Consider the following 19,706-nt stretch of genomic DNA (forward strand, 5'->3'; position numbering starts at 1 on the left):
CCGGTTCTGCGCGCCTGGTCGGACGCCCGCCGTTGATGTCGTACTGGTCGTTCCAGAAGTAGGGCACGGGCGCGAACGGGGTGGCGTCACCGAGCAGGTTGCCGGCCACGGCCATGGCGTTCAATGGCGTTCATGCGGTGCTCGAGTCGCATGCGGGTGCCGATGTGCGGGGGGGGGTGTGCCAAGAGGCGAGGTCGCCGGCGGCGTAGATGCCGGGTGCGGCCTGGCAGTACGCGTCGCGCTCCACTCCGTCTCCCAGGGGCAGGCCCGAATCCGTCAGCCAGTCGGTCGCGGGCGTGGCGCCGAGGGCCAGAACGACGACGGCGGGCCACGTGGTGCCGTCGCCGAGTTCGGCTGCGGTTACCCGGCCGTGCGCGGCGCGCAGCCGGCGTACCGGAACTCCGCGGCGCTGGCGTGTTCCGTGGTCGCTGTGCAACTCTGCGACCAGCGCACCGATTCGGTGCCCGAACGCGCGCCGTGGCAGGCATGGAGCACAACCGCTCAGCGGGCCGGCGGACCACGTCACGGTGGACCCGGATCGGCGGGCCGGGAAGGCCTGGCCCACCCCAGGGACCGTTCGACGGCTCGCTGCCAGTTTTCGTACTCCGCCTCCCGCAGCTCGGGGTCCATGTCGGGCAGCCACTGCCCGGCCCGGTGCCAGTTGCGGCGCAGCACCTCCAGGTCCGGCCAGTAGCCGGCGGCGAGTCCGGCCGCGTAGGCAGCGCCCAGGGAGACCGTCTCGGCGACCATGGGCCGTACCACGGGTACGTCGAGTACGTCGGCCACGAACTGCATGAGCAGGTTGTCCGCGGTCATGCCGCCGTCCACCTTGAGCTGCTGGAGGGCGACCGAGGAATCGGCGTTCATGGCGTCGACGACCTCACGCGTCTGCCAGCCGGTCGCCTCCAGGACGGCACGCGCCAGGTGTCCCTTGGTGATGTACGAGGTGAGTCCGACGATGACCCCGCGCGCGTCACTGCGCCAGCGAGGTGCGAACAGTCCTGAGAAGGCGGGGACGATGTAGCACCCGCCGTTGTTCTCGACCGTCCGGGCGAGGGTCTCGATCTCGGGGGCGCTGCTGATCAGGCCCAGGCGGTCACGGAACCACTGGACGAGTGCTCCGGTGACGGCGATCGATCCTTCCAGGGCGTAGGCCGGCTGCTGGTTCCCGATCTTGTAGGCGACGGTGGTGAGGAGTCCGTGCCGGGAGCGCACGATGTCGCTGCCGGTGTTCAGCAGCAGGAAGCTGCCCGTTCCGTAGGTGCACTTCGCCTCGCCGGGCGAGAAGCAGGTCTGGCCGAAGAGCGCGGCCTGCTGGTCACCCAGCGCGGCCGTGATGGCGACGCCCGGCAGCATCGAGCGCGCATCGCCGTACGGCTCGGCGGAGGACCGGATCTCGGGCAGCATGGAGCGGGGCACTCCGAAGAAGGCCAACAGCTCGTCGTCCCAGGTCAGCGTGCGGATGTTCATCAGCATCGTGCGGCTGGCGTTGGTGACGTCGGTGATGTGCAGGCCACCGTCGGGGCCTCCGGTGAGGTTCCAGATCAGCCAGCTCTCCATGGTTCCGAACAGCACCTCCCCGTCTTCCGCGCGTCGCTGGAGCCCCTTTACGTGGTCGAACAGCCACCGGATCCGCAGTGCCGAGAAGTACGTCGACGGCGGCAGACCGCACCGCTGCTGGAAGAACTCCTCGCCCGGGTGCTGTCTGAGTTCGTCGACCAGCGGTGCCGTACGGGTGTCCTGCCAGACGAGCGCCCGGCCGAGGGGGGTGCCGCTCCGCCGGTCCCAGAGCACGGTCGTCTCGCGCTGGTTGGCCACACCGATGGCAGCGACCTGTCCTGGGTCGACACCGGCGATGGACAGGGCGTCGGGCACGACGCGCCGGAGGTTCTGCCAGATCTCGACGGCGTCGTGCTCGACCCGGCCGGGCTCGGGGAAGTGCTGCTGATGTTCCTTCTGCGCGACCGAGACGAGCCGCCCCCGATGGTCGAACAGAATGCATCGGGTCGAGTTGGTGCCCTGATCGATGGACATTACATACCGTTCAGCCATGATCGGGTCTACCTTCCGACGGAGCGAGGGGCAGCCGGCCTGGCCTACCAGCGGGCGGCTCCCAGGTCTCTGGAGATCGTCCGCGCGGCCTCACGGATCAGGGTGACCAGAATCGGGCGTGGTCGGCCCTGGTTGTCGCAGATCCGCTCGACCGGCCCGGACAACCCGATGGCGCCGACGACGAGGCCGCCGTGGCCCCGGATCGGCGCGGCGAGCCCGGCCTCACCCATGCTCATTTCCTGGATCTCGGAGGCCCAGCCCAGCTCCCTGACCTCCGCGAGCGCTCGGTTGAGCTGCTCACGATCGACGAGGGTGTGCCGGGTGTACGCCTCCAGCCCGGACTGCTTGCCGGACTCGATCGTCGCGGTCCCGTAGGCGAGCAGTACCTTGCCCAGCGAGGAGGCGTGCAGAGGCAGCAGCGACCCCACGTCCAGCGTCTGGAAGGAGTCGTCCGGCCGGAACACATGGTGGACGATGAGCACGCTGCCCTCCAGGGGTGTTCCCAGGCGAACCGCCTCTCCGCTGCGGGCGGCGAGCGCGTCGGCCCAGTTGAGGGAGCGCGAGCGCAGTTCGTTGACGTCCAGGTAACTGGTGCCGAGGTGCAGGAGGGCGGCTCCGAGCTGGTATTTCCCGGTCGCCGCGTCCTGCTCCACGAAGTCCACATGCTGGAGGGTGCGCAGAATGCCGTGGGCGGTGCCCTTGGCCAGTCCCAGCGAGGCAGCGACCTCGCCGAGCCCCAGGCGGCGAGGCCCACCGGCGAGCAGGCGCAGGATCGCCGCCGCCCGCTCGATCGACTGGACTGGGCCGGTCATGAAGCGAGCCTATTACCGCCACGGACGCTTCGCCGTACAGGCGGAGCGCCCCTGCGGAGCCGTGGAAGAGTTCCCCGTTCGGTAATGCCGACCGCCGTTCATTGACCTGCCCGATTTGTCTCCGTAGCTTGCTTCGCAGCCGGTATGCGCGGATACATGACGCCGGACCGGCCGCACACCTCACCGGGGAGACACCATGGCGGCACAGCTCAACACGCTGCTTCGGGCGGCATACGAACACATGTGTCCGATCCCGCCCGTCGCCGGCGCCGTCTCGGCCGTACGACGCAGTGCGGCGGCGGTCCTGGCCGACTGGAACGTGCCGCCGGGAATCGTCGACGACGTGCTCCTCGTGGTGTCCGAGCTGGTCACCAACGCGATCATCCACGCCTGCCCGCCGGCCGTACTGCGGCTGTCCTGGGTGCCCAGTGCCCGCGTCGTGAGCGTCGAGGTCACGGACACGGGACCCGCGCTCCCGGCGAGACGGCCCTGTACCGGGATCGACCCGGACGAGCACGGCAGGGGCGAGACGATCGTCCATGCGCTCGCGGCTCGTCATGGCATACGCGTCGACCCCGGTGGGATCACTCGGTGGGCCGATCTCGCAACGAGCTGAGCACTGCCTCCCTCCCGGGCCTGGAGCGCGGCCTCCGTTCGGAGCCGGAGTGCGATCTCCGTCCGGGGCTAGAGTCCGATCTCCGTCCGGGGCAGCGCGGGAACCTGCCTGTCCGCAGCCTGCCTGCGGAGCAGGAGCAGGGCGGCGTCGTCGTGCAGCCGGCCGCCCACGTGTTCCAGCAGCTCGTCATGGACCGCGTCGAGCGTGCGCGCCGGGTCGTCGGAGACATGGCGCGCCACACCTGCGGCCAGCGGATAGAACTCGCGGGCGTGATCGCGGGCCTCGGTGACCCCGTCGGTGTAGAGCAGCAGCTGCTCCCCCACGGCGAAGGGCAGATGCTGAAGGCGTGGTGCCTGTCCGGCAAGGGCACGCAGCCCGAGAGGCGGGGCCGGATGAGTGGGCTCCACCGCCGTGACGTCTCCGGAGGCGGATATCAGCAGCGGGGGCGCGTGTCCGCAGTTCACCACCTCCAAGTGCCCTGAACGGGGACATCCGGCGACCACCGCGGTGACGAAGTCGTCCGGGCCGAGATTGCGGGCCAGGCTCCGCTCGATCCGGCCGACGACGGAAAGGAGGTCGGGCTCGTCATAGGCGGCCTCGCGAAACACCCCGAGCACGAGCGCGGCGGTCCCCACGGCGGGCAGCCCCTTGCCGCGCACATCTCCGACGATCAGCCTGGCTCCGTGCGGGGTGGGCACCAGCGCATAGAGGTCCCCGCCGATCCGGGCCTCGGCAGCCGCGGCACTGTAGCGGACGGCCACCTGGAACGGACCGACGGCCTCCGGAACGGGCTGGAGCAGCGCGTGCTGAGCAGCCTCGGCCACCGAACGGACGGCCGCGAGCACCCGTTCACGACGGCCACGCAGCACGCCGACCAGGCTGCTGGCAGCGGTGACGGACAGCAGGGCGGACAGCATGGCCGCCAGCTCACCGGCCGGCAGCCCGTGCTCGTGCCCCAGCAGTGCGCCCAGGGCCGCGGCCAGGACTCCGACGCCCAGCACACCGCGCGGCCCGCTGGTGGCGGCGGCCAGCGCGGGCCCGGTCGCCAGCAGCGGCAGCCAGATCCCGCCGACGAGGTCGGCGAGTACGACGGCGGCGAGGACCAGCACGGGCATCACACACATGCCGGGAGCCAGGTATCCATCGGCACACCGGCGGAGCGCCCTCCAGGCACCGGCCACGCGGTTCGTGAACGGCCGCATCGACATATGGTCGCCACCGTGATGCAGGGTTTGGGTCATGTGTCGTCCGCTGTCCTCGCCTACCCGGGATGCACGCCCGAAATGTCCGTTTCACCAAGGAAACGGGGTGGGCATGGGCAGCCACAAGAAGCGGATTTTCAGATAGTGAGCGAGAGACTTCTGGTCACCCGGCTCGCGATCGGGAGCAGACGTCCCCGGATCTCGTGCAGCTGGCTCTGCCGTTCCACCGGCACAGAGACACCGAGCGAGCCGACGACCTCTCCGCTGTACACCGGGATGGCCACGCACACCGTGCCGAGCGCGTACTCCTCCAGATCCGTGACCGCCGGCGCCAGGGGCGACGACTCGATTCTGCGCAGCAGCTCCGGAACACTGGTGATCGTCCGCGGTGTGAGATCGGCGAGGTGGTGCCTGGACAGGTAGTCACGACGAGCGTCCTCGTCCAGCTCACGCAGCACGGACTTGCCCAGGGCCGTGGCGTGACCGGCGTCCTCGAATCCCACCCAGAGATCCACCCGTGGCGTACGAGGGCCGTCGACGATCTCGGCGACCCGGATCTCGCCGTCCTCGTAGAACGTGAGGTAGGTCGCGGCGGACAGCTCGTCCCGCAGGGCTGCGAGCACCGGGCGGACGCGGCTGAGCAGGGTCTGCGTGCTGCCCGCCGAGTGCAGGGACATCAGTTTGTCACCCAGGACGAAGCCGCCGTCCGGCAGTTTCCGCACGTATCCGTCGTGCACCAGGGTGCGCAGCAGGTGATAGGCGGTGGCCAGGGGCAGCTCGGTCTCGCGTGCCAGCTGTTTCGCCGGCGCGCCGTTCTCGTGCGCGCTCACCGCCTCCAGCAACCGGAAGGCCCGCTGCACGGACGTGATGAGCGTGGGGCCGTCCTGAGCGCTCATAGGACCAGACTGCGCTGGGCGCCAGGCACGGGCAAGGCAGGGTCACCGTGTGCCGTCGCCCGGACGGCCCGACCCGATGCCGGTGACATCACGATGTCCTCGCGACGGCGCCGTGGGCGGTACCCCAAAGGACGAGCGGCGCCACCGCGGCCGTCCACCAGCGCCCCAGGAGGGGCGGCGCCGGAGTGACGACGGCGATCATCGATCAGCGGACAGATTCCTCTGGCGGCCGGAAGCGGACCGCATGCGTCGCCGTCATCATCGTCGCAGCCGACCCGGAGCCGACCAACACCCCCCGCCGCCGTCGCGGAGTTGCGCCGCCCCCCTGTCGTGCGAACACCTCCAGGCAGTGACACTCTTGGCTGTTGACGCGACGCAATTTTTCCCGAAATACGATAGTCGGCAGGCAACGTGCCGAACGGGAATCCGCTCTTGTGATGTATCAGGCTGCGGTCGAAGTGCAGCCGCCGGCACAGGACGCAGGGCGGCAGTCAGGACCGCGGATGAGGACAACACGAGGGGCAGGGCAGGGAGATGAAGAGTGGCACCGGGCCCACTGAGCGAGCCGGCCTCCTCCGTCAGGGGGCCAAGCTCGTCGCAACGGGAGCAGTGGGAGCGGCCGTCGTCATGCTGGCGGTGACACCGGCGTTCGCCAAGGGCAGCGTCGACCTGACCGCATCGCCGGGCACGGTCCGGGTCGGCCACAGCATCCACATAACTGGGCACGGAGACAGCGACGCGGTGCAGTATGCGAAGCTCTGCGCGCAGGAACGCGCGGGGACGCACGGCGCGTGGCACACCGTCGCGTGCGGCCGGATCGTGGAAATCGCGGCCCAGGACGCCAAGGTGGACGCGAAGACCAAGGCCGGACACCGTGGCGTCGTACAGTTCCGCGGTGTGCTCTACGGGGTCGACGGTCCCCGCGGTGGCCATCCCCACGCCGACATCACCACGTCGGCCAGGACCGTCCACGTGCGCTGATCCACCACCGGCGCGAAACATCCCCGACCCAGCCCGTCTCAGGGTTCGTGTCGGGAGCGATCCCAGCACTGCGACGAGGCCGTCTGTGCAGTTGCGGCCGTCGACGAAGCCCCCCGTACCCGGGGGCCTTGCGCACTGGGAGGGACCGCCGGACCGTGGCGCTCACCACGCCATGGTCCGGCCGAGCTGGTCATGGTCGAGCCCGCCCTTGCCGGCCTGTCGCGCCCGGCGGTGCGCCGACCCGGCGGGTGAGGCATGTGGCCGGGTCAGTGGGCGGGCGGAGTCCAGTCGGCCGGCAGGCCGGACTGGGCAAGGACGGCGTTGAGGCTGTAGAAGTCCTGGTCGGCGGTGATCCGGCGGCCGTCGGTGTCGAGCAGGGTGGCCAGCGGTACGGCGAAGGGCCTCGGCGCACCCTTGATGTGACCGGCGTAGGCGCCTTCGACGGTGATGTGGCAACCGTCGCGGTGGGTGGCGTGCACGGTGACGTGGACGTTGTCGATGAGACTGTCGGTGCGGGCCTTCCACCCGGCGATCTCCTGACGGCCGTGGAAGGTGACGCCTATGCCCTGGTCGGTGTAGGTGCCGTCGGGGGTGAACAGTGCGCCGAGCACGGCGGGCTCGGTGCCGTTCCAGGCGGCGGACCAGTCGGCGACGACCTCGGACACATGTCGGCCGGCGGGCTGCGCGGCGAAGGCGGCGGTACCAAGCGCGGTGGGCCCAAGTGCGGTGGGCCCAAGTGCGGTGACGGCGGCCACGGTGCAGATCACAGCGGCCGCAAAGCGGGTCGGGTGGAGCCTCATGACGTCGGTCCTCCGGGTGTGGGTGATGGTCTACGAGGTGCTTGGGCGCTGCGGGGCGGTGGCGGTGGCGGTTGGTGCGGGACTTCGAGGTGCGCAAACCTGTTTCGAGGTCCGGCGTGACGGGACCAGGCCGGACTGCGCCAGGTCCGGGTCTTTGCAGGCCGAGGAGTCAGGGAGTCAGGGAGTCAGGACGACCTTGCCGGTGACAGTGCCGGACTCCGCCAGGCGCAGCGCCTCGGCCGCGCTGGTGAGCGGCAGTCGTGCGGCGACGGGGGCGGTGATGTCGCCGCGGCCCAGAGCGGTGAAGACCTCGGTGAGGTCGGTGTGCAGCCGGGCACGGAAGCGGTCCTTGTGGAACTTCTGGCCGGCCCAGATGTTGTAGAAGTGAGCGCTGCGGCCATTGGGGAGGGTGTTCCACAGGCACGTACGGGCAAGGATCTTCAGCACGGGCCACTGCTTTGAGCCGGTGTCGTCGCGGGTGGAGGCACTGCCGTAGGAGACGAGGGTGCCGCCGGGGGCCAGCAGGTGCCAGGAGTCGATCACGCTGCGCCCGCCGACGTGGTCGAAGACCGCGTCCACCCCGCCGGGGGCCAGCTCGCGGACCCGGGCCGGCACGTCTCCGGTGCGGTAGTCGACCGGGGTGACATCCAGCTCCCGCAGAGCGTCGTGGTGCCGGGGCGAGGCCGTACCGATCACCTGCACACCGGCTGCTCGGGCCAGCTGGACCAGGATCAGGCCCACGCCGCCACCGGCGCCGTGCACGAGAATCCGCTGCCCGGCGCGCACCCGGGCCGTGCGGTGCAGCATCTGCCACGCGGTGATGCCGTTGACCACGACGGTCTCGGCCTCGGCCGCACCCAGACCGTCGGGGACCTCCACCGCGTCCTGCGCGTCGACCAGAACATGACTGGCCCAGCCTCCGACCTTGACCAAAGCGGCCACCCGCCGTCCCACGAGGCCCGGGTCGACTCCCTGGCCGGTCGAGTGGACCCGGCCCACCAGGTCGTAGCCGGGCACGAACGGGAACGGCGGCTGGTCGTAGTACCGCCCGCGGCGCATCTGCTGCTCGGCGAAGGAGACCCCGGTCGCCTCCATGGCGATCACGATCTGCCCGGGACCGGGCTGCGGCACGTCCGCGCGCCGGACCTGCAGGCCTTCCGGGGCCACGACGCCCGGCAGAACGACCTCGACAAAGGGGTGGCTGCTCATGACCACCCTCCTTTCACTAATAGGTATCGCGTCCGTTAGAAGTTCTAACACGTACGTCCAGTGATGGTCAATCGCGCCCGTGATACCTTCTAACTAAATTGGCCGAGAGAGTCAGGAGAACCGGTCGTGAGCACACCGGATACGGCAACTCCCCGGGAGCGCTACCGCGCCCAGGTGCGGGAGGAGATCAAGAAACACGCCTGGGAGCAGATCGCCGCCGCCGGGGCCTCCGCCCTCTCGCTGAACGCCATCGCCAAGCAGATCGGCATGAGCGGCCCGGCCCTGTACCGGTACTTCTCCAACCGCGACGAGCTGATCACCGAACTCATCAGGGACGCCTACCGCAGCCTGGCCGGAGCCTTCCGCGCCCGCGCCGAAGCCGGCACCGACCTCAGCGACCTCGCGCACACCCTGCGCAGCTGGGCCCTCGAGGATCCCCAGCGATACTTCCTCCTCTACGGCACCCCCGTGCCCGGCTACCGGGCCCCCGAGGACACCACCCGGTTCGCCTCCCAGATCATGGCCGTCCTCCTCGACGCCTGCACCGCCGGAGAAACCCCCGCCGCGCCCCAGTCGCCGTTCCAGGCACACCTGGACAGCCACCGGACCTGGACCGCCGAGCACCCCGCCCCGCCGTCGGCGCTGCACCGCGCCCTCACCTTCTGGACCCGCCTCCACGGCGTACTCTCCCTCGAACTCGCCGGCCACTTCACCGGCATGGGGTTCGACCCCGCCCAGCTCTACACCGCCGAGGCAGAGACGATCACGCCCGCCTGACCGCACCGCCGCCGGCTGCCAGGGCTCTGCCCGATGCGCGGCGGGCGAACGGCGGCACCGGGGCGCAGGACACACCTACGTGAGGCCCGAACTGTCCGATGCGCCACTCGAGTTCGTCCGTTCACCGTTGCCGTACGTGTCGCGTGACAGGGGGCGGCCGGACCACGCGTTCCACGAACTGCCGACGGGGCGCCCGCGCCCGTCGTATCCCGCCCGGACGGGCCCGCCACCGTGTCCGTGGCCGCATAGGATCCGACCATGGAGAACCCACCCCGTTTCACCGCCGAACCGACCTCGTTCCGGGAGACGACATGAGCAGCGCCCTTCTCGTGATGGACGTCCAACGAGCCATCGTGGACATCGCCGACACCGACCCCGGCTCCGGATACCTGCCACGCCTGCGCAGGGCGATCGACGGGGCCCGGGCCGCGAACATCCCCGTGATCTACGTGGTCATCGCGTTACGACCCGGCTTCCCGGAGGTCGGCACACGCAACAGGGCCCTAGCTGCCATCGCACGGGACGGCCTCTTCGTCGAGGGCGCTCCAGGAACCGAGATCCACCCCGAGATCGCGCCCCAGCCGGGCGAGGTGGTGGTCACCAAGAAACGGGCAAGTGCCTTCTCCGGCAGCGATCTCGACGTCGTGCTGAGAGCACGCGGGATCGACAGCCTCGTCCTCACCGGCATCGCCACCAGCGCGGTGGTGCTGTACACCCTGTGCCAGGCGAACGATCTGGACTTCGGGCTCACCGTCCTCTCCGACGCCTGCCTGGACACCGACCCGGAGACGCATCGGGTCGTCGTGGAACGGCTGTTCCCTCAGTGGGCGGATGTCGTCGCCGTCGATGACTGGCTCAAGACGATCGCACCTCAATAGACGGTTGCCGGTGTGCACGCGCGGGGTGCGTTCGCGCGGGCACGGACGCCGCGTCAGCCCGCGCCCCGCCCGCCACCGCCCGGCGTCCATGAACGGAGCTTGTCGGGGTCGCGGACGCTCCAGACGTGGGCCAGTTCACGGCAGGCCGCCAAGGTGCGGCCGGTGACCTCGGCGACCAACCGAGCGCAGCTACGAGGTCCGCTACATGGACACCACGCCACTGACGGGCTCAGGTTCGTCGCCGGAAGCGGGGAAAGCGTCCTGACCCTGGATGCGCCTCAGCTTGCCATCGCCTCGTTCGACGGGTTCGTGAGGGTCAGGCGGCAGCCGGTGGCGTGAAGTCGACCGGCGGGTTGAGACGGGCGAAGCCTTCCTGGCGCTCGTACGGGAAGTACGGATAGGGCGCCGGCTTGCTGCTGGCCGCGTCGAGCTTCGCCATCTGGTCTCGGGTCAGTGACCAGCCGACGGCTCCGAGGTTCTGGCGCAGCTGCTCCTCGTTGCGGGCGCCGATGATGACGGAGGAGACGGTCGGCCGCTGCAACAGCCAGTTGATGGCGATCTGCGGGACGGCCTTGCCGGTCTCCTGCGCGATCTCCTCGAGCACGTCGACCACGCGATAGAGGTGTTCGTCGTCCACCGGCGGCCCGTACTCGGCGGTGCGGTGCAGGCGGCTACCGGCGGGCAGCGGCTGGCCGCGGCGGATCCTGCCGGTGAGCCGCCCCCAGCCGAGCGGACTCCACACCACTGCCCCCAGACCCTGGTCGAGCCCGAGGGGCATCAACTCCCACTCGTAGTCGCGGCCGACGAGGGAGTAGTGGACCTGGTGTGCGACGTAGCGCGGGCGGCCGTACCTCTCCGCGATCGCCAGGGACTTCATCGCCTGCCAGCCGGAGAAGTTGGAGACCCCTACGTAGCGGATCTTTCCCGCGCGCACGAGATCGTCGAGCGTGGACAGGACTTCCTCGATCGGCGTGCTCGCGTCGAAGGCATGCAGCTGGAACAGGTCGATGCGGTCCGTACCCAGCCGCCGCAACGCGTCCTCGCACGCGGTGATCAGACGCGACCGGGAGGAACCCGCATCCCCAGGCCCCTCCCCCGTCGGCAGACCGGCCTTGGTCGATATGATCACCTGTTCCCTGCGACCCTTGACCGCCTCGCCCAGCACCTTCTCGGACGCACCGGCGGAGTAGACGTCGGCGGTGTCGAACATCGTGATCCCGGCATCCAGACAGATGTCCACCAGACGGCGCGCCTCGCGCACATCGGTGGCACCCCAGGCGCCGAACAGCGGTCCCTGACCGCCGAAGGTGCCGGCGCCGAAACTCAGCGCGGGAACCTTCAGCCCGGACGCACCCAGCTGCCTGTATTCCATAGCTGCTCCCCTTGTCTCCACACCTCGACCCACTAACGGACCCGTGGTTCCGTTAGCATGGCTTGAAAGTAGCACGCGTCGGCAATTAATGAAACTGGAGTCCCGTTATGAGTTCGATGGGCGCCGAACCGGGAACCGTCCGCCCGGGTGGACGCACCGCTCGGGTACGGGCAGCCGTACTGCAGGCAGCCGGGGACGCCCTGGCCGAACACGGCTTCGCCCACCTCGACCTCACCGACGTCGCACGCCGCGCCGAAGTCGGCAAGACCACCGTCTACCGCCGCTGGGGAACCGTCACCAGCCTCGTCGCCGACCTGCTCGCCGACATGGCGGAACAGTCACTGCCGCGGACAGAGAGCGGCTCCCTTCTCGGCGATCTCACCGCCAACGCCCGGCTCGTACAGCGCACTTTGGCCGACCCTCGGCAGGGCGCGCTGTTCAAGGCCGTCATCGCGGCCGCCACTGGCGACACGAGAACAGCCGAGGCGCTGCACCACTTCTACGACACCCGCGTCAACGAATGGGCTCCCTGTGTCCAACAGGCCGTCGACCGAGGGGAACTACCCGAGAACACCGACACCCACGAAGTCGTCCGCGCCGTCTCCGCTCCCCTCTACTACCGCTTCCTCACCACCAACAGCCTCCTCGACGAAGCCGCCGCCGACCGGGCCGCCGAGGCCGCAGTGGCCGCAGCACGCGCGGGAGCGTACCTGCGCAGCCGTGGCATGTAACAAGAGGCCGGGCGTCCTTCACTGCTGTCAGCTTCGAATGAGCATCCGATGCCCCTGCACTCGAAGACGAAGAGGCCGTGCAAACGGCGGTGCGGCAGTGGCAGGAACCCCGCTCCGCTCCATGGCCGGAGCCGGAGCGGTGAAACCCGCTCGCAGCGGCCGAACGGGACAACGAGAACGCCCGAGCTGGACCGCGCCACCCCTGCGGTGGGTCAGGGCAGGGTCGCGGTGCCTGTCGCCTGGAGTTGACGGGAGCCGAAGTCGGAGACCAGGAGGGTGGTCCCGTCCGGGCTGAGGGCGAATTCGCGAGGGAAGGCACCGGTGGGAACGCGTCCCAGCACGGCGGTTCGGCCCTGCAGCGCGGCACGCGTGTCCACGACGGTCAGGCCGGTGGTGGCGTCCGGTGCGTCGAACCGGTCGGAGTCGGCAGTGATGATACGGCTGCCGGTGCGGTTGAAGACCAGGCCGACCGGAGCAGTGCCGACCCGGACGGAGGCCAGCAGCGCGTGACCGGGGTCAAAGGCGAGTCCCGCCGCGTCGAAGGCGAGCAGCGCGTTGCTCTGCCGTGCGGTGACCCACACCGTTCTCCCGTCCGGCGCGACGGCGACGCGTACCGGGTTGCATCCCGCAGGCACGTTCGCCAGCAAGGCCCGGGCGGGATCGGTCTCCAGCGTGTGCAGATCGATGACGCTGAGGTACCCCGGGCCGGTCCTGTAGGAGTCGCTGCTGCCGGGCCTGCGTTGGCTGGTCGCGTACAGCATCCGGCCGTCGGCCGAGACCGCTGTGCCGACCACCGACTTGCCGAGCACCAGGCGGCCGACATAGGCGCTGCCGCGGAACTTGTGCGTCAGGGCGGCGCGGAGGTCGAAGACCTCGATGGCGCCACGACCGCCGCCCCAGAAGTCGCCGTACTCCTGGCTGACAAAGGCGTAGCGGTCGTCGGGTGACACGGTGACCTGGACGGCGCTGTTCCTGAAGGTCCCGGTGAGCGTGCCCACCACTGCGCCGGCCTGTCCGGCAGCGGCCTTGGCCGCGTCGACCACGATCGCCCCGCGGCCCGAGGCGACGAGGAGATGGCGCCCGTCGTGGGTCAGGGTGACCCCGTTCGCGCCCGACGGCCCCAGGCCGGCCAGTGACAGCCCTACCCTGTGCCTCAGGCGGGGCGGGAAGGACGCGGCGTCCAGCACGCCGAGGTCGGTTCCCAGGGCCGTGAACGCGATGTCTCCCTTTGCGGCGTAGGCCAGTCCTAAGGGGGCCGTGGGAACGGCCGTGCGCGCGGTCCGGACTCCGGCGAGCACCCGCTGCCCGGGAGCCGTGGACTCGCACCCGGGAACCGGAACCGTACCGGCGGCGGAAGCGGTGCTCGTCCCCGGCGCCGAGGCGGTCGCAAGGCCGCACGTGGCGGCCAGAGCGTACGCTGCGCTCACCAGTCCCAGAAGCCAACTCCTGCTCCGAATCACGCTGTTCACCGTACTCCCGCCCGCGTCCCGGCTTCCCTGGACCCTGACGGCCCCAGGCGTTCCCGGCGCGAGGGCCCCGGCCGCCGGTGACGGCCGGGACGGGTGGCGGGTCCAGCAGGTTCGGATCCTGCCGCGGCACCACCGCAAAGGCCCCGGACCCAAGGAACGGTCCGGGGCCTTTGACATCCACTGGAGACAAACACGAGCAGCTGCTGACGGGCGGGCGCAGGACTTACGACCCGGGCACCGCGAGCCCATTCGGTGAGCAGTACGAAACGACTACCAGCCGTGATCGCAGTTACCGAAGTCGGTGTCCTGACCGCCTGGTGAGCCCTCACCGTTGAGCAGGTTTCCGGCAAGCCCGTTGGCGATGCCGAGGTTGCCGATGATGTCAATGTTCAGGTCATGGTTCCTGCAGCCGCCGCCACGCAAGGTTTCCGCGGTCTGGGCGGAAGCAGGACCGATGGTCATGACACTGACGCCGGCGATGACGGCGGCCGCGACAGCGGCCTTGGATATCGTGCGCATTTCTCCTCCTTGGGCCGGGTAGAGCGCAGCATCAAAGATCCACTTAGCGCTCATTTCGGAGGCTAGTTCGGCCTCCCCCACAGCGCTCATCGGGGAAGCCATACGGGGGGATTCTGAGGCTCGATCGGTCTCCGCGGCCCGGGGAGCCCGGCTGAACCGACCCGCGATGTGGGCTCATCTCCCAGAGGACGACGGCCACTTGGGAGGAGACCGGCACCGCAGTCAGGGGCGGTCCCGTGACCGGCTCCCGCCCGGACCGCCCGCACCGGCCTGACCCACCGCTCCGGTCGTCGGCCGTCCGGCGGAGCGCCTGCGCGACCCGGCACCACCCGCTTGGCTGGTGTTCTCCGGCCTGCCGCCGTTCGGGTCGCCGTACCGTCGACGCGCTGTACTGCCGGCCGGCGCCCTGGGTGTCACGCACTCCGCTCGGCTTGCCCGATCGCCGATGGCCTGCTGTGGCAGGTGCGGCGCATGGCGGACCTCTCCGCCGCGCCGTCCCTCGCCGTGCCCGATCGGCAGTCGGTCGTACGGCGCACCGACGATCTCCGCCACGGAATCGCGCAACCGCGAGACGACACGGCTCGGCGTCCGGGCGGGGCCGCTCGGGGCTGGTTGGAGGTATCGGGGAGGCCCCCGTTCGTGCGACGGCCGGCGCAGGCACACCGGGCCCTCCCCGCTCGTCAGGCCCTTAGGCCCGGTGCAGTGTGGAATACATGAATGTCCGGCAGGGCTTGGCCGGTGTGCGGCAACCGTGGCAGTCGAGTCATGCGCTGTCGGCCGTTCCGATCGCCCTCATCGCCGTGATCACGGTGGTGGACCAGCTCGTCCCGGGAGACATCCACCTCGGTCCGCTGCTGGTGGTCGCTCCGGCGATCACCGTCGCCTTCGCGGGCCCCTGGCTGACCGCGCTGATCGGCTTCCTGGCCGTAGGAGCACAGGCGTACATCGGCTGGCATTTCGGCGTGCTCTTCAGCCGGAATGTGCTGGTGCAGATCCTCGCCCTGGCCGTGCTGTCGGCCCTGGCCGTGCTCTTCTGCATCGTGCGCGAGCGCCACCGCCGCCAGCTGGCCCGGATACGCACAGTCGCCGAAGCGACGCAGCACGTGCTGCTGTGGCCGCTGCCCGACCAGCTCGGCCCGGTGCAGGTCGCCGTGCTCTATCTGGCCGCCGAGGACGAGGCCCAGATCGGCGGTGACCTGTACGCGGCCACGGTCACCGACACCGGCGTCACCATCATGATCGGCGACGTGCGGGGCAAGGGCCTGTCGGCCATCGGCGAGGCCGCCCTGCTCATCGGGGCCTTCCGGGAAGGCGCCCATCAGCACGGCGACCTGCCGACGCTGGCCGCCGCGCTGGAACAGAGCGTTACGCGGAACCTGGCCCACCTGGAGCCGACCACGGAAACCGTGGAACGGTTCGCCACGGCGCTCCTGATGGAGATCCCCGAGGCGGACAGCGTCATCCGGCTCATCAGCTGCGGGCACCCGCCGCCGCTCCTGCTCAGCTCGGACAGTGCCGTCGCCGTTCCCGTCCACCCGGCACCGCCACTGGGAATCGGCGAACTGAAGCCGACGGACTACACCGTCGACGTGTTCTCCTTCGAACCCGGCGACACCCTCCTGCTCTACACCGACGGCGTCATCGAGGCCCGCGACACCTCCGGCACCTTCTATCCGCTCGCACAGCGGGCCGCCCAGTGGGCCGGCAGCAGCCCGGAGAAGCTGGTGCACGCGCTTAGGGGCGATCTCCTCGCGTACGTGGACGGCCGCCTCGACGACGACGCCGCGGTCATCGCGCTGTGCCGCACCTCGCCCGCGCATCGTGGTCATCACCGACTGGTGTGAAGCAGCAGGACGTGTGCGGGTGCTACTTCAGGCCGATCGCGGCGCAGTCCGCCTCGTACGTCGGGGTGCAGATGTCCTTGACGGAGTAGACGCCGTCCGCGATCACCGTGCTCTTGATGTTGTCCCTCGTGAGGGCGACCACCGGCACGAGCCTCGCGGGGATTTTCCTCGTCGTCGGACTGTCGACCGTGTCGCTGGTCAGCGCGTCGAACTGGATGTCCTTGCCCTGGACCTTGTCCACCGCCATCTGCGCGGCATCAGTGGCCTCGTCCAGGAACGACTTGTACACGGTCATGTACTGCTCGCCCGAGACGATCCGCCGTACCGCGTCCAGATCCGCGTCCTGCCCGGTCACCGGCGGCATCGTGGTGGCGCCCGCCTCCTTCAGCGCGTCGATGACGGCGCCTGCCATGCCGTCGTTCGCCGAGTAGACGGCGGCTATGTTGCCGAGCCCGACCGACCGGATGGCCTTCTTCATGTTCGCCTTGGCGATCGCGGGCGACCACTTGTCGGTGTCGTACTGCCTGACGATGTCGACCTGCCCCTGGAGTGCGCCGAGCGCGCCCTCCTTGAACCGCGCCGTGTTCGGGTCGGCGGGGTCGCCGTTCATCATGACGATCTTGCTGCTCGACGCCTTCGGGCCGAGCGCCTTGACGAGGGCGCGGCCCTGGACCTGGCCGACCAGCTCGTTGTCGTGGGAGACATAGGCCTCGACCGGTCCCTGCGCGAGGCGGTCGTAAGCGATGACCGGAATGCCCGCGTCCTTGGCCTTCTGCACGTTGGGCGCGATGGCCTTGGCATCCACCGCGTCCACCAGAACGATGTCGACCTTGTCGTCCACCATCTGCTGCAACTGCCGGCTCTGCGTGGCCGGGTTCGCCTCGGCGTTGAGGTAGACGACCTTGCCGTTGCCGTGCGTGAGGGAAGCGACCTCCTCCTTGATGATGGGGTGGTCGAACTTCTCGAAGCGCGCCGTGTCCTTGTCGGGCAGGAGCAGCCCCACCGTGATGTCGTCTCCCTTCCCCGGGGATGCGGAGCCGCCGCTGCCGACGGCGCTGTCGATGGCGCCGCACGCGGTGAGCGTGAGAGCCGAGGTGGAGGCGGTCAGGACCGCCACGAGATGACGGACGGGTGTTTTGTGGGGGGTAGCAGCGTTCACGGCAAGGCGCCTTCCGGACGAGGGAGCATCTGGGAACCCAGGTGGCGGAAGCAAACGCGGAAACCACCGAAGACGTCAAGACGTAAGGACAACAAGGCGGTTACGGTCTGAGGATCACCTCGCTCCTTCGATGACGTGACCGGACGGCGGTGGACCGGCCACCACGGACGCCGTAGGAGCCGTGCGTCACAGAGTCAACAGCATGGCTTCTTCCGCAGATTGACCGAACAACACCGATTGCGATCCCGCCCAGTCAATCCGCGAAGACCCCTCACAGAGCGTCACGAATCCTGTGCCCCGGGCTCAACTCACGCCGTACCGTCGTCCTCCGCGCCGTCGGCCGGACAGGAAGCGGCCAGCCCCACCGTGCATTCGAGGTCGTTGACCTCGTCGATGAGACCGGCGCCGGGGTCTTCGCTCGGGGTGTCGCCGCCATGCTCCATGTGGGTGGCGGGGGGCGCACCGGTCCCGCCCGCGGGTGTGGGGGCCGCGTGCGCCGGGCCGCACGCCAGGAGCGCGACCGTGGCCAGGCCGAGGACCATCGTCGAACGGGTCATGATCTTGATCATGACCGTCCAACGAGCCGATTCCAGGCCCGGTTACGGATCGTCACCCATGTGTCCCGGGGTGACGTGACCGCCCGGGCCGTAGGGGCCGAGGTCCCGGAGTGCCGGGCCGTCATGGCCGGCGTCCTGGAGCGATCGAAGGCCGAGCACGTGCGCAGTTTCGCCGTGCACGGGATAGTCCGTCATCGTGAAGGACGGCACCACGCTCACGGCATCTCCCACGCGCAGGCCGGTGACACCGGTCCCGACGGCCCCGACCACTCCGGCGGCTTCGTGACCGAGCCCGGAAGGGAAGACCGGATCGGTGCCGTACTCACCCAGCCGGAACATCGACTCCGCCCGGTTCAGCCCCAACGCCCTTGTACGGATAAGGTCTTCACCCGGCCCAGGAGCCGGTTCGGGAACTTCCTCCAGGCGCAGGACCTCGGATCCGCCGGTCTCGTGGAAGCGGACGGCTCGGCTCATGACGTGACTCCTTGGTGCTCGCTGAGGGGCGGTCACCCCTCGGGCTCCGGGCGAGGCGGCCCTCGTTCGCGATGGGGACGATGACGGGCACGGGCACGGGCGATGCCCCGGGCGATCGTCTTCACGCCGGGGCCGGCGATCGGGTCGAAGGCCAGACGGACACCCTCGCCGCCGGTGATCTCCTTGATACGGGCTGGGAGGTCCTCCCCGCCGGGGACCACGACATGGGCCCGCTCCGGCGTCCAGGAGGCGCTGCTTCTTGCCGACGCCACGCGTGGCGGCGATCGGGATCGCGCCGATGTGGCGGGCGATCTGGACGGCCGCCAGGCCGACGCTGCTGGAGGCCGCGGTGATCAGGACGTGGTCGCCGGGACGTACCCGGCCGCTCCCGGCGAGGGGACCGTACGCGGTGATGTAGGCCATCCACACGGTCGCAGCCTGGACGGGGTCGACGTCCGGGGGGGTGGGGCACGAGGGCCGAGGCCGGGATGATGACGTGGTCACCGTAGGTGCCGTACTCGGTCCGCGGAAACGACGGCACGACCGCGACCGGGTCGCCCTCGGCGAAGCCGGTGACGCCCTGGCCGACCGCCTCGACGACACCCGCGGCCTCGGAGCCGAGCGTGGCGGGGAAGACCGGCTGGTGGAGGTATCCGCCCTCGCGGTACATGATCTCGGCCCGGTTCAGGCCGATCGCGTCGACGCGGATCCGCACCTCCCCCTCGCCCGGAGCGCCCACCTCCACGTCGCGGAGGGTCAGGACTTCGGGACCGCCCAGCCGGTCGAACTGTACAAGTCGCGCCATGACGCACCGTCCTGGGAGCGGGGATGGGGGGAACCGCACCGAATCAGCTCGGCGCCGACACCCACCCTGCCCCAAGTTCGATGGCCGTCACATTTTGACCACCATCAAAATAAGCGTTTTCCGTCGCGGCCGATACCGTCGGCAGCGCTCAGGCCGTGCCCGTCCCGCCCTCCGCCGCGGAGGCGGCCACCACGGCCGAGAGCAGGCCGGGGAACCGCTCTTCCATCTCGTCCGTGCGCAGTGCGTTCAGCTTCGTCGTCCCCCGGTAGTACTGCCGGATGACCCCGGCTTCGCGCAGCACGTGGAAGTGGTGGGTCAGAGTCGAGAGCGACACGGGTGCATCGAAGGTGCCGCAGCCCTTGTCCTCGTCGGCCCCGGCCAGCTGGGACACCACCATGCGCCGGACCGGATCCACCAGCGCTTCCAGGACCTGCTGGAGCGAGACCTCCGACAGGTCGGGGTGCTCCACTGTCCGGGCGGCGGTGCGGGGGCGGGCCACGGTGACTCCTCGAGATCGATACGGTCGGTCCATAGTACGACCGCCGTCGAAATC

At 69.8% G+C, this 19,706-nt stretch carries 21 protein-coding genes and 1 pseudogene; 6 read left to right on the forward strand and 16 right to left on the reverse strand.

The window, feature by feature from the left end:
• Positions 1 to 130: 130 nt before the first annotated feature.
• The 3 genes from GQF42_RS44765 to GQF42_RS03690 are packed head-to-tail and all read right to left on the reverse strand — an operon-like array spanning position 131 to position 2,864.
• Positions 131 to 565: an FAD-dependent oxidoreductase gene (locus GQF42_RS44765; RefSeq protein WP_325100293.1), complete on the reverse strand. Its 435-nt coding sequence runs from the start codon at positions 563 to 565 to the stop codon at positions 131 to 133.
• Positions 523 to 2,052 carry a glycerol kinase GlpK gene (glpK, locus tag GQF42_RS03685; protein WP_158917569.1) on the reverse strand — a complete coding sequence of 510 codons (1,530 nt, stop codon included), beginning with the start codon at positions 2,050 to 2,052 and terminating at the stop codon, positions 523 to 525. Before glpK ends, GQF42_RS44765 begins: the two co-directional genes overlap by 43 nt.
• Positions 2,053 to 2,096: 44 nt before the next feature.
• Positions 2,097 to 2,864, reverse strand: a complete 768-nt coding sequence (locus tag GQF42_RS03690) for an IclR family transcriptional regulator (RefSeq protein WP_158917571.1) — start codon at positions 2,862 to 2,864, stop codon at positions 2,097 to 2,099.
• 196 nt (positions 2,865 to 3,060) lie between these two features.
• Between GQF42_RS03690 and GQF42_RS03695 the strand changes: the two genes are divergently transcribed.
• Positions 3,061 to 3,480, forward strand: a complete 420-nt coding sequence (locus tag GQF42_RS03695; protein WP_158917573.1) for an ATP-binding protein — start codon at positions 3,061 to 3,063, stop codon at positions 3,478 to 3,480.
• Positions 3,481 to 3,548: 68 nt separating this feature from the next.
• Here the strand turns inward: GQF42_RS03695 and GQF42_RS03700 are convergent, their stop codons facing one another.
• Together GQF42_RS03700 and GQF42_RS03705 are read right to left on the reverse strand one after the other, a co-directional pair.
• The gene (locus GQF42_RS03700; protein ID WP_158917575.1) at positions 3,549 to 4,595 is read right to left on the reverse strand and encodes a PP2C family protein-serine/threonine phosphatase; all 1,047 of its coding nucleotides are present in this window, start codon (positions 4,593 to 4,595) and stop codon (positions 3,549 to 3,551) included.
• A 224-nt stretch (positions 4,596 to 4,819) separates the two neighbouring features.
• Positions 4,820 to 5,578: an IclR family transcriptional regulator gene (locus GQF42_RS03705; RefSeq protein ID WP_158917577.1), complete on the reverse strand. Its 759-nt coding sequence runs from the start codon at positions 5,576 to 5,578 to the stop codon at positions 4,820 to 4,822.
• Positions 5,579 to 6,205: 627 nt separating this feature from the next.
• On the opposite strand from GQF42_RS03705, the gene GQF42_RS03710 reads away from it, so the two are divergent.
• Complete coding sequence (locus GQF42_RS03710; protein ID WP_233273219.1) at positions 6,206 to 6,559, forward strand: hypothetical protein; 354 nt, start codon at positions 6,206 to 6,208, stop codon at positions 6,557 to 6,559.
• Between the two features lie 266 nt (positions 6,560 to 6,825).
• Here the strand turns inward: GQF42_RS03710 and GQF42_RS03715 are convergent, their stop codons facing one another.
• Together GQF42_RS03715 and GQF42_RS03720 are read right to left on the reverse strand one after the other, a co-directional pair.
• Entirely contained in the window at positions 6,826 to 7,359 is a 534-nt protein-coding gene (locus GQF42_RS03715) for a nuclear transport factor 2 family protein (RefSeq protein ID WP_158917581.1), read from the reverse strand.
• A gap of 177 nt (positions 7,360 to 7,536) precedes the next feature.
• A complete protein-coding gene (locus GQF42_RS03720; RefSeq protein WP_158917596.1) occupies positions 7,537 to 8,568 on the reverse strand; it encodes a medium chain dehydrogenase/reductase family protein in 1,032 nt (343 codons plus the stop codon).
• A 126-nt stretch (positions 8,569 to 8,694) separates the two neighbouring features.
• Here GQF42_RS03720 and GQF42_RS03725 point away from each other — a divergent pair, with 126 nt between their 5' ends.
• Together GQF42_RS03725 and GQF42_RS03730 are read left to right on the forward strand one after the other, a co-directional pair.
• Positions 8,695 to 9,345 carry a TetR/AcrR family transcriptional regulator gene (locus tag GQF42_RS03725; protein ID WP_158917598.1) on the forward strand — a complete coding sequence of 217 codons (651 nt, stop codon included), beginning with the start codon at positions 8,695 to 8,697 and terminating at the stop codon, positions 9,343 to 9,345.
• Positions 9,346 to 9,656: 311 nt separating this feature from the next.
• On the forward strand, positions 9,657 to 10,223 hold the full coding sequence (locus GQF42_RS03730; RefSeq protein ID WP_158917600.1) for a cysteine hydrolase family protein: 567 nt from the start codon (positions 9,657 to 9,659) through the stop codon (positions 10,221 to 10,223).
• A 316-nt stretch (positions 10,224 to 10,539) separates the two neighbouring features.
• Here the strand turns inward: GQF42_RS03730 and GQF42_RS03735 are convergent, their stop codons facing one another.
• Positions 10,540 to 11,595 carry an aldo/keto reductase gene (locus tag GQF42_RS03735; protein WP_158917602.1) on the reverse strand — a complete coding sequence of 352 codons (1,056 nt, stop codon included), beginning with the start codon at positions 11,593 to 11,595 and terminating at the stop codon, positions 10,540 to 10,542.
• Between the two features lie 107 nt (positions 11,596 to 11,702).
• Here GQF42_RS03735 and GQF42_RS03740 point away from each other — a divergent pair, with 107 nt between their 5' ends.
• Positions 11,703 to 12,326 carry a TetR/AcrR family transcriptional regulator gene (locus tag GQF42_RS03740; protein WP_158917604.1) on the forward strand — a complete coding sequence of 208 codons (624 nt, stop codon included), beginning with the start codon at positions 11,703 to 11,705 and terminating at the stop codon, positions 12,324 to 12,326.
• A gap of 212 nt (positions 12,327 to 12,538) precedes the next feature.
• Here the strand turns inward: GQF42_RS03740 and GQF42_RS03745 are convergent, their stop codons facing one another.
• Both GQF42_RS03745 and GQF42_RS03750 read right to left on the reverse strand, forming a co-directional pair.
• Entirely contained in the window at positions 12,539 to 13,753 is a 1,215-nt protein-coding gene (locus GQF42_RS03745; protein WP_158917606.1) for a YncE family protein, read from the reverse strand.
• 312 nt (positions 13,754 to 14,065) lie between these two features.
• Positions 14,066 to 14,314: a hypothetical protein gene (locus tag GQF42_RS03750; protein ID WP_158917608.1), complete on the reverse strand. Its 249-nt coding sequence runs from the start codon at positions 14,312 to 14,314 to the stop codon at positions 14,066 to 14,068.
• 713 nt (positions 14,315 to 15,027) lie between these two features.
• Here GQF42_RS03750 and GQF42_RS03755 point away from each other — a divergent pair.
• On the forward strand, positions 15,028 to 16,158 hold the full coding sequence (locus GQF42_RS03755; protein WP_158917610.1) for a PP2C family protein-serine/threonine phosphatase: 1,131 nt from the start codon (positions 15,028 to 15,030) through the stop codon (positions 16,156 to 16,158).
• Positions 16,159 to 16,180: 22 nt separating this feature from the next.
• On the opposite strand, the gene GQF42_RS03760 is transcribed toward GQF42_RS03755, so the two are convergent.
• The 6 genes and pseudogenes from GQF42_RS03760 to GQF42_RS03780 all read right to left on the reverse strand — a co-directional run bounded on the left by GQF42_RS03760 (position 16,181) and on the right by GQF42_RS03780 (position 19,652).
• Positions 16,181 to 17,317 (reverse strand): sugar ABC transporter substrate-binding protein, encoded by a 1,137-nt coding sequence (locus tag GQF42_RS03760; RefSeq protein WP_158917612.1) that lies wholly within the window; start codon positions 17,315 to 17,317, stop codon positions 16,181 to 16,183.
• A 308-nt stretch (positions 17,318 to 17,625) separates the two neighbouring features.
• A complete protein-coding gene (locus GQF42_RS03765; protein ID WP_158917614.1) occupies positions 17,626 to 17,874 on the reverse strand; it encodes a hypothetical protein in 249 nt (82 codons plus the stop codon).
• A 42-nt stretch (positions 17,875 to 17,916) separates the two neighbouring features.
• Complete coding sequence (locus GQF42_RS47195; RefSeq protein WP_158917616.1) at positions 17,917 to 18,348, reverse strand: alcohol dehydrogenase catalytic domain-containing protein; 432 nt, start codon at positions 18,346 to 18,348, stop codon at positions 17,917 to 17,919.
• 32 nt (positions 18,349 to 18,380) lie between these two features.
• The gene (locus GQF42_RS45590) at positions 18,381 to 18,620 is read right to left on the reverse strand and encodes a hypothetical protein (protein WP_233273859.1); all 240 of its coding nucleotides are present in this window, start codon (positions 18,618 to 18,620) and stop codon (positions 18,381 to 18,383) included.
• 248 nt (positions 18,621 to 18,868) lie between these two features.
• Positions 18,869 to 19,153, reverse strand: a pseudogene (locus GQF42_RS47200) (alcohol dehydrogenase catalytic domain-containing protein); the annotation flags it as partial.
• Between the two features lie 148 nt (positions 19,154 to 19,301).
• The gene (locus tag GQF42_RS03780) at positions 19,302 to 19,652 is read right to left on the reverse strand and encodes an ArsR/SmtB family transcription factor (protein WP_233273220.1); all 351 of its coding nucleotides are present in this window, start codon (positions 19,650 to 19,652) and stop codon (positions 19,302 to 19,304) included.
• Positions 19,653 to 19,706: the final 54 nt, after the last annotated feature.

This window comes from Streptomyces broussonetiae, assembly GCF_009796285.1.
Classification (GTDB): domain Bacteria; phylum Actinomycetota; class Actinomycetes; order Streptomycetales; family Streptomycetaceae; genus Streptomyces; species Streptomyces broussonetiae.

Coding starts and splice junctions, on each gene's coding strand:
- GQF42_RS03755 (WP_158917610.1), top strand. CDS start 15,028: ATGAATGTCCGGCAGGGCTTGGCCGGTGTGCGGCAACCGTGGCAGTCG.
- glpK (WP_158917569.1), bottom strand. CDS start 2,052: ATGGCTGAACGGTATGTAATGTCCATCGATCAGGGCACCAACTCGACC.
- GQF42_RS03690 (WP_158917571.1), bottom strand. CDS start 2,864: ATGACCGGCCCAGTCCAGTCGATCGAGCGGGCGGCGGCGATCCTGCGC.
- GQF42_RS03720 (WP_158917596.1), bottom strand. CDS start 8,568: ATGAGCAGCCACCCCTTTGTCGAGGTCGTTCTGCCGGGCGTCGTGGCC.
- GQF42_RS03750 (WP_158917608.1), bottom strand. CDS start 14,314: ATGCGCACGATATCCAAGGCCGCTGTCGCGGCCGCCGTCATCGCCGGC.
- GQF42_RS03695 (WP_158917573.1), top strand. CDS start 3,061: ATGGCGGCACAGCTCAACACGCTGCTTCGGGCGGCATACGAACACATG.
- GQF42_RS03705 (WP_158917577.1), bottom strand. CDS start 5,578: ATGAGCGCTCAGGACGGCCCCACGCTCATCACGTCCGTGCAGCGGGCC.
- GQF42_RS03715 (WP_158917581.1), bottom strand. CDS start 7,359: ATGAGGCTCCACCCGACCCGCTTTGCGGCCGCTGTGATCTGCACCGTG.
- GQF42_RS03735 (WP_158917602.1), bottom strand. CDS start 11,595: ATGGAATACAGGCAGCTGGGTGCGTCCGGGCTGAAGGTTCCCGCGCTG.
- GQF42_RS03765 (WP_158917614.1), bottom strand. CDS start 17,874: ATGACCCGTTCGACGATGGTCCTCGGCCTGGCCACGGTCGCGCTCCTG.
- GQF42_RS03700 (WP_158917575.1), bottom strand. CDS start 4,595: ATGCCCGTGCTGGTCCTCGCCGCCGTCGTACTCGCCGACCTCGTCGGC.
- GQF42_RS03730 (WP_158917600.1), top strand. CDS start 9,657: ATGAGCAGCGCCCTTCTCGTGATGGACGTCCAACGAGCCATCGTGGAC.
- GQF42_RS03710 (WP_233273219.1), top strand. CDS start 6,206: ATGCTGGCGGTGACACCGGCGTTCGCCAAGGGCAGCGTCGACCTGACC.
- GQF42_RS03740 (WP_158917604.1), top strand. CDS start 11,703: ATGAGTTCGATGGGCGCCGAACCGGGAACCGTCCGCCCGGGTGGACGC.
- GQF42_RS47195 (WP_158917616.1), bottom strand. CDS start 18,348: ATGAGCCGAGCCGTCCGCTTCCACGAGACCGGCGGATCCGAGGTCCTG.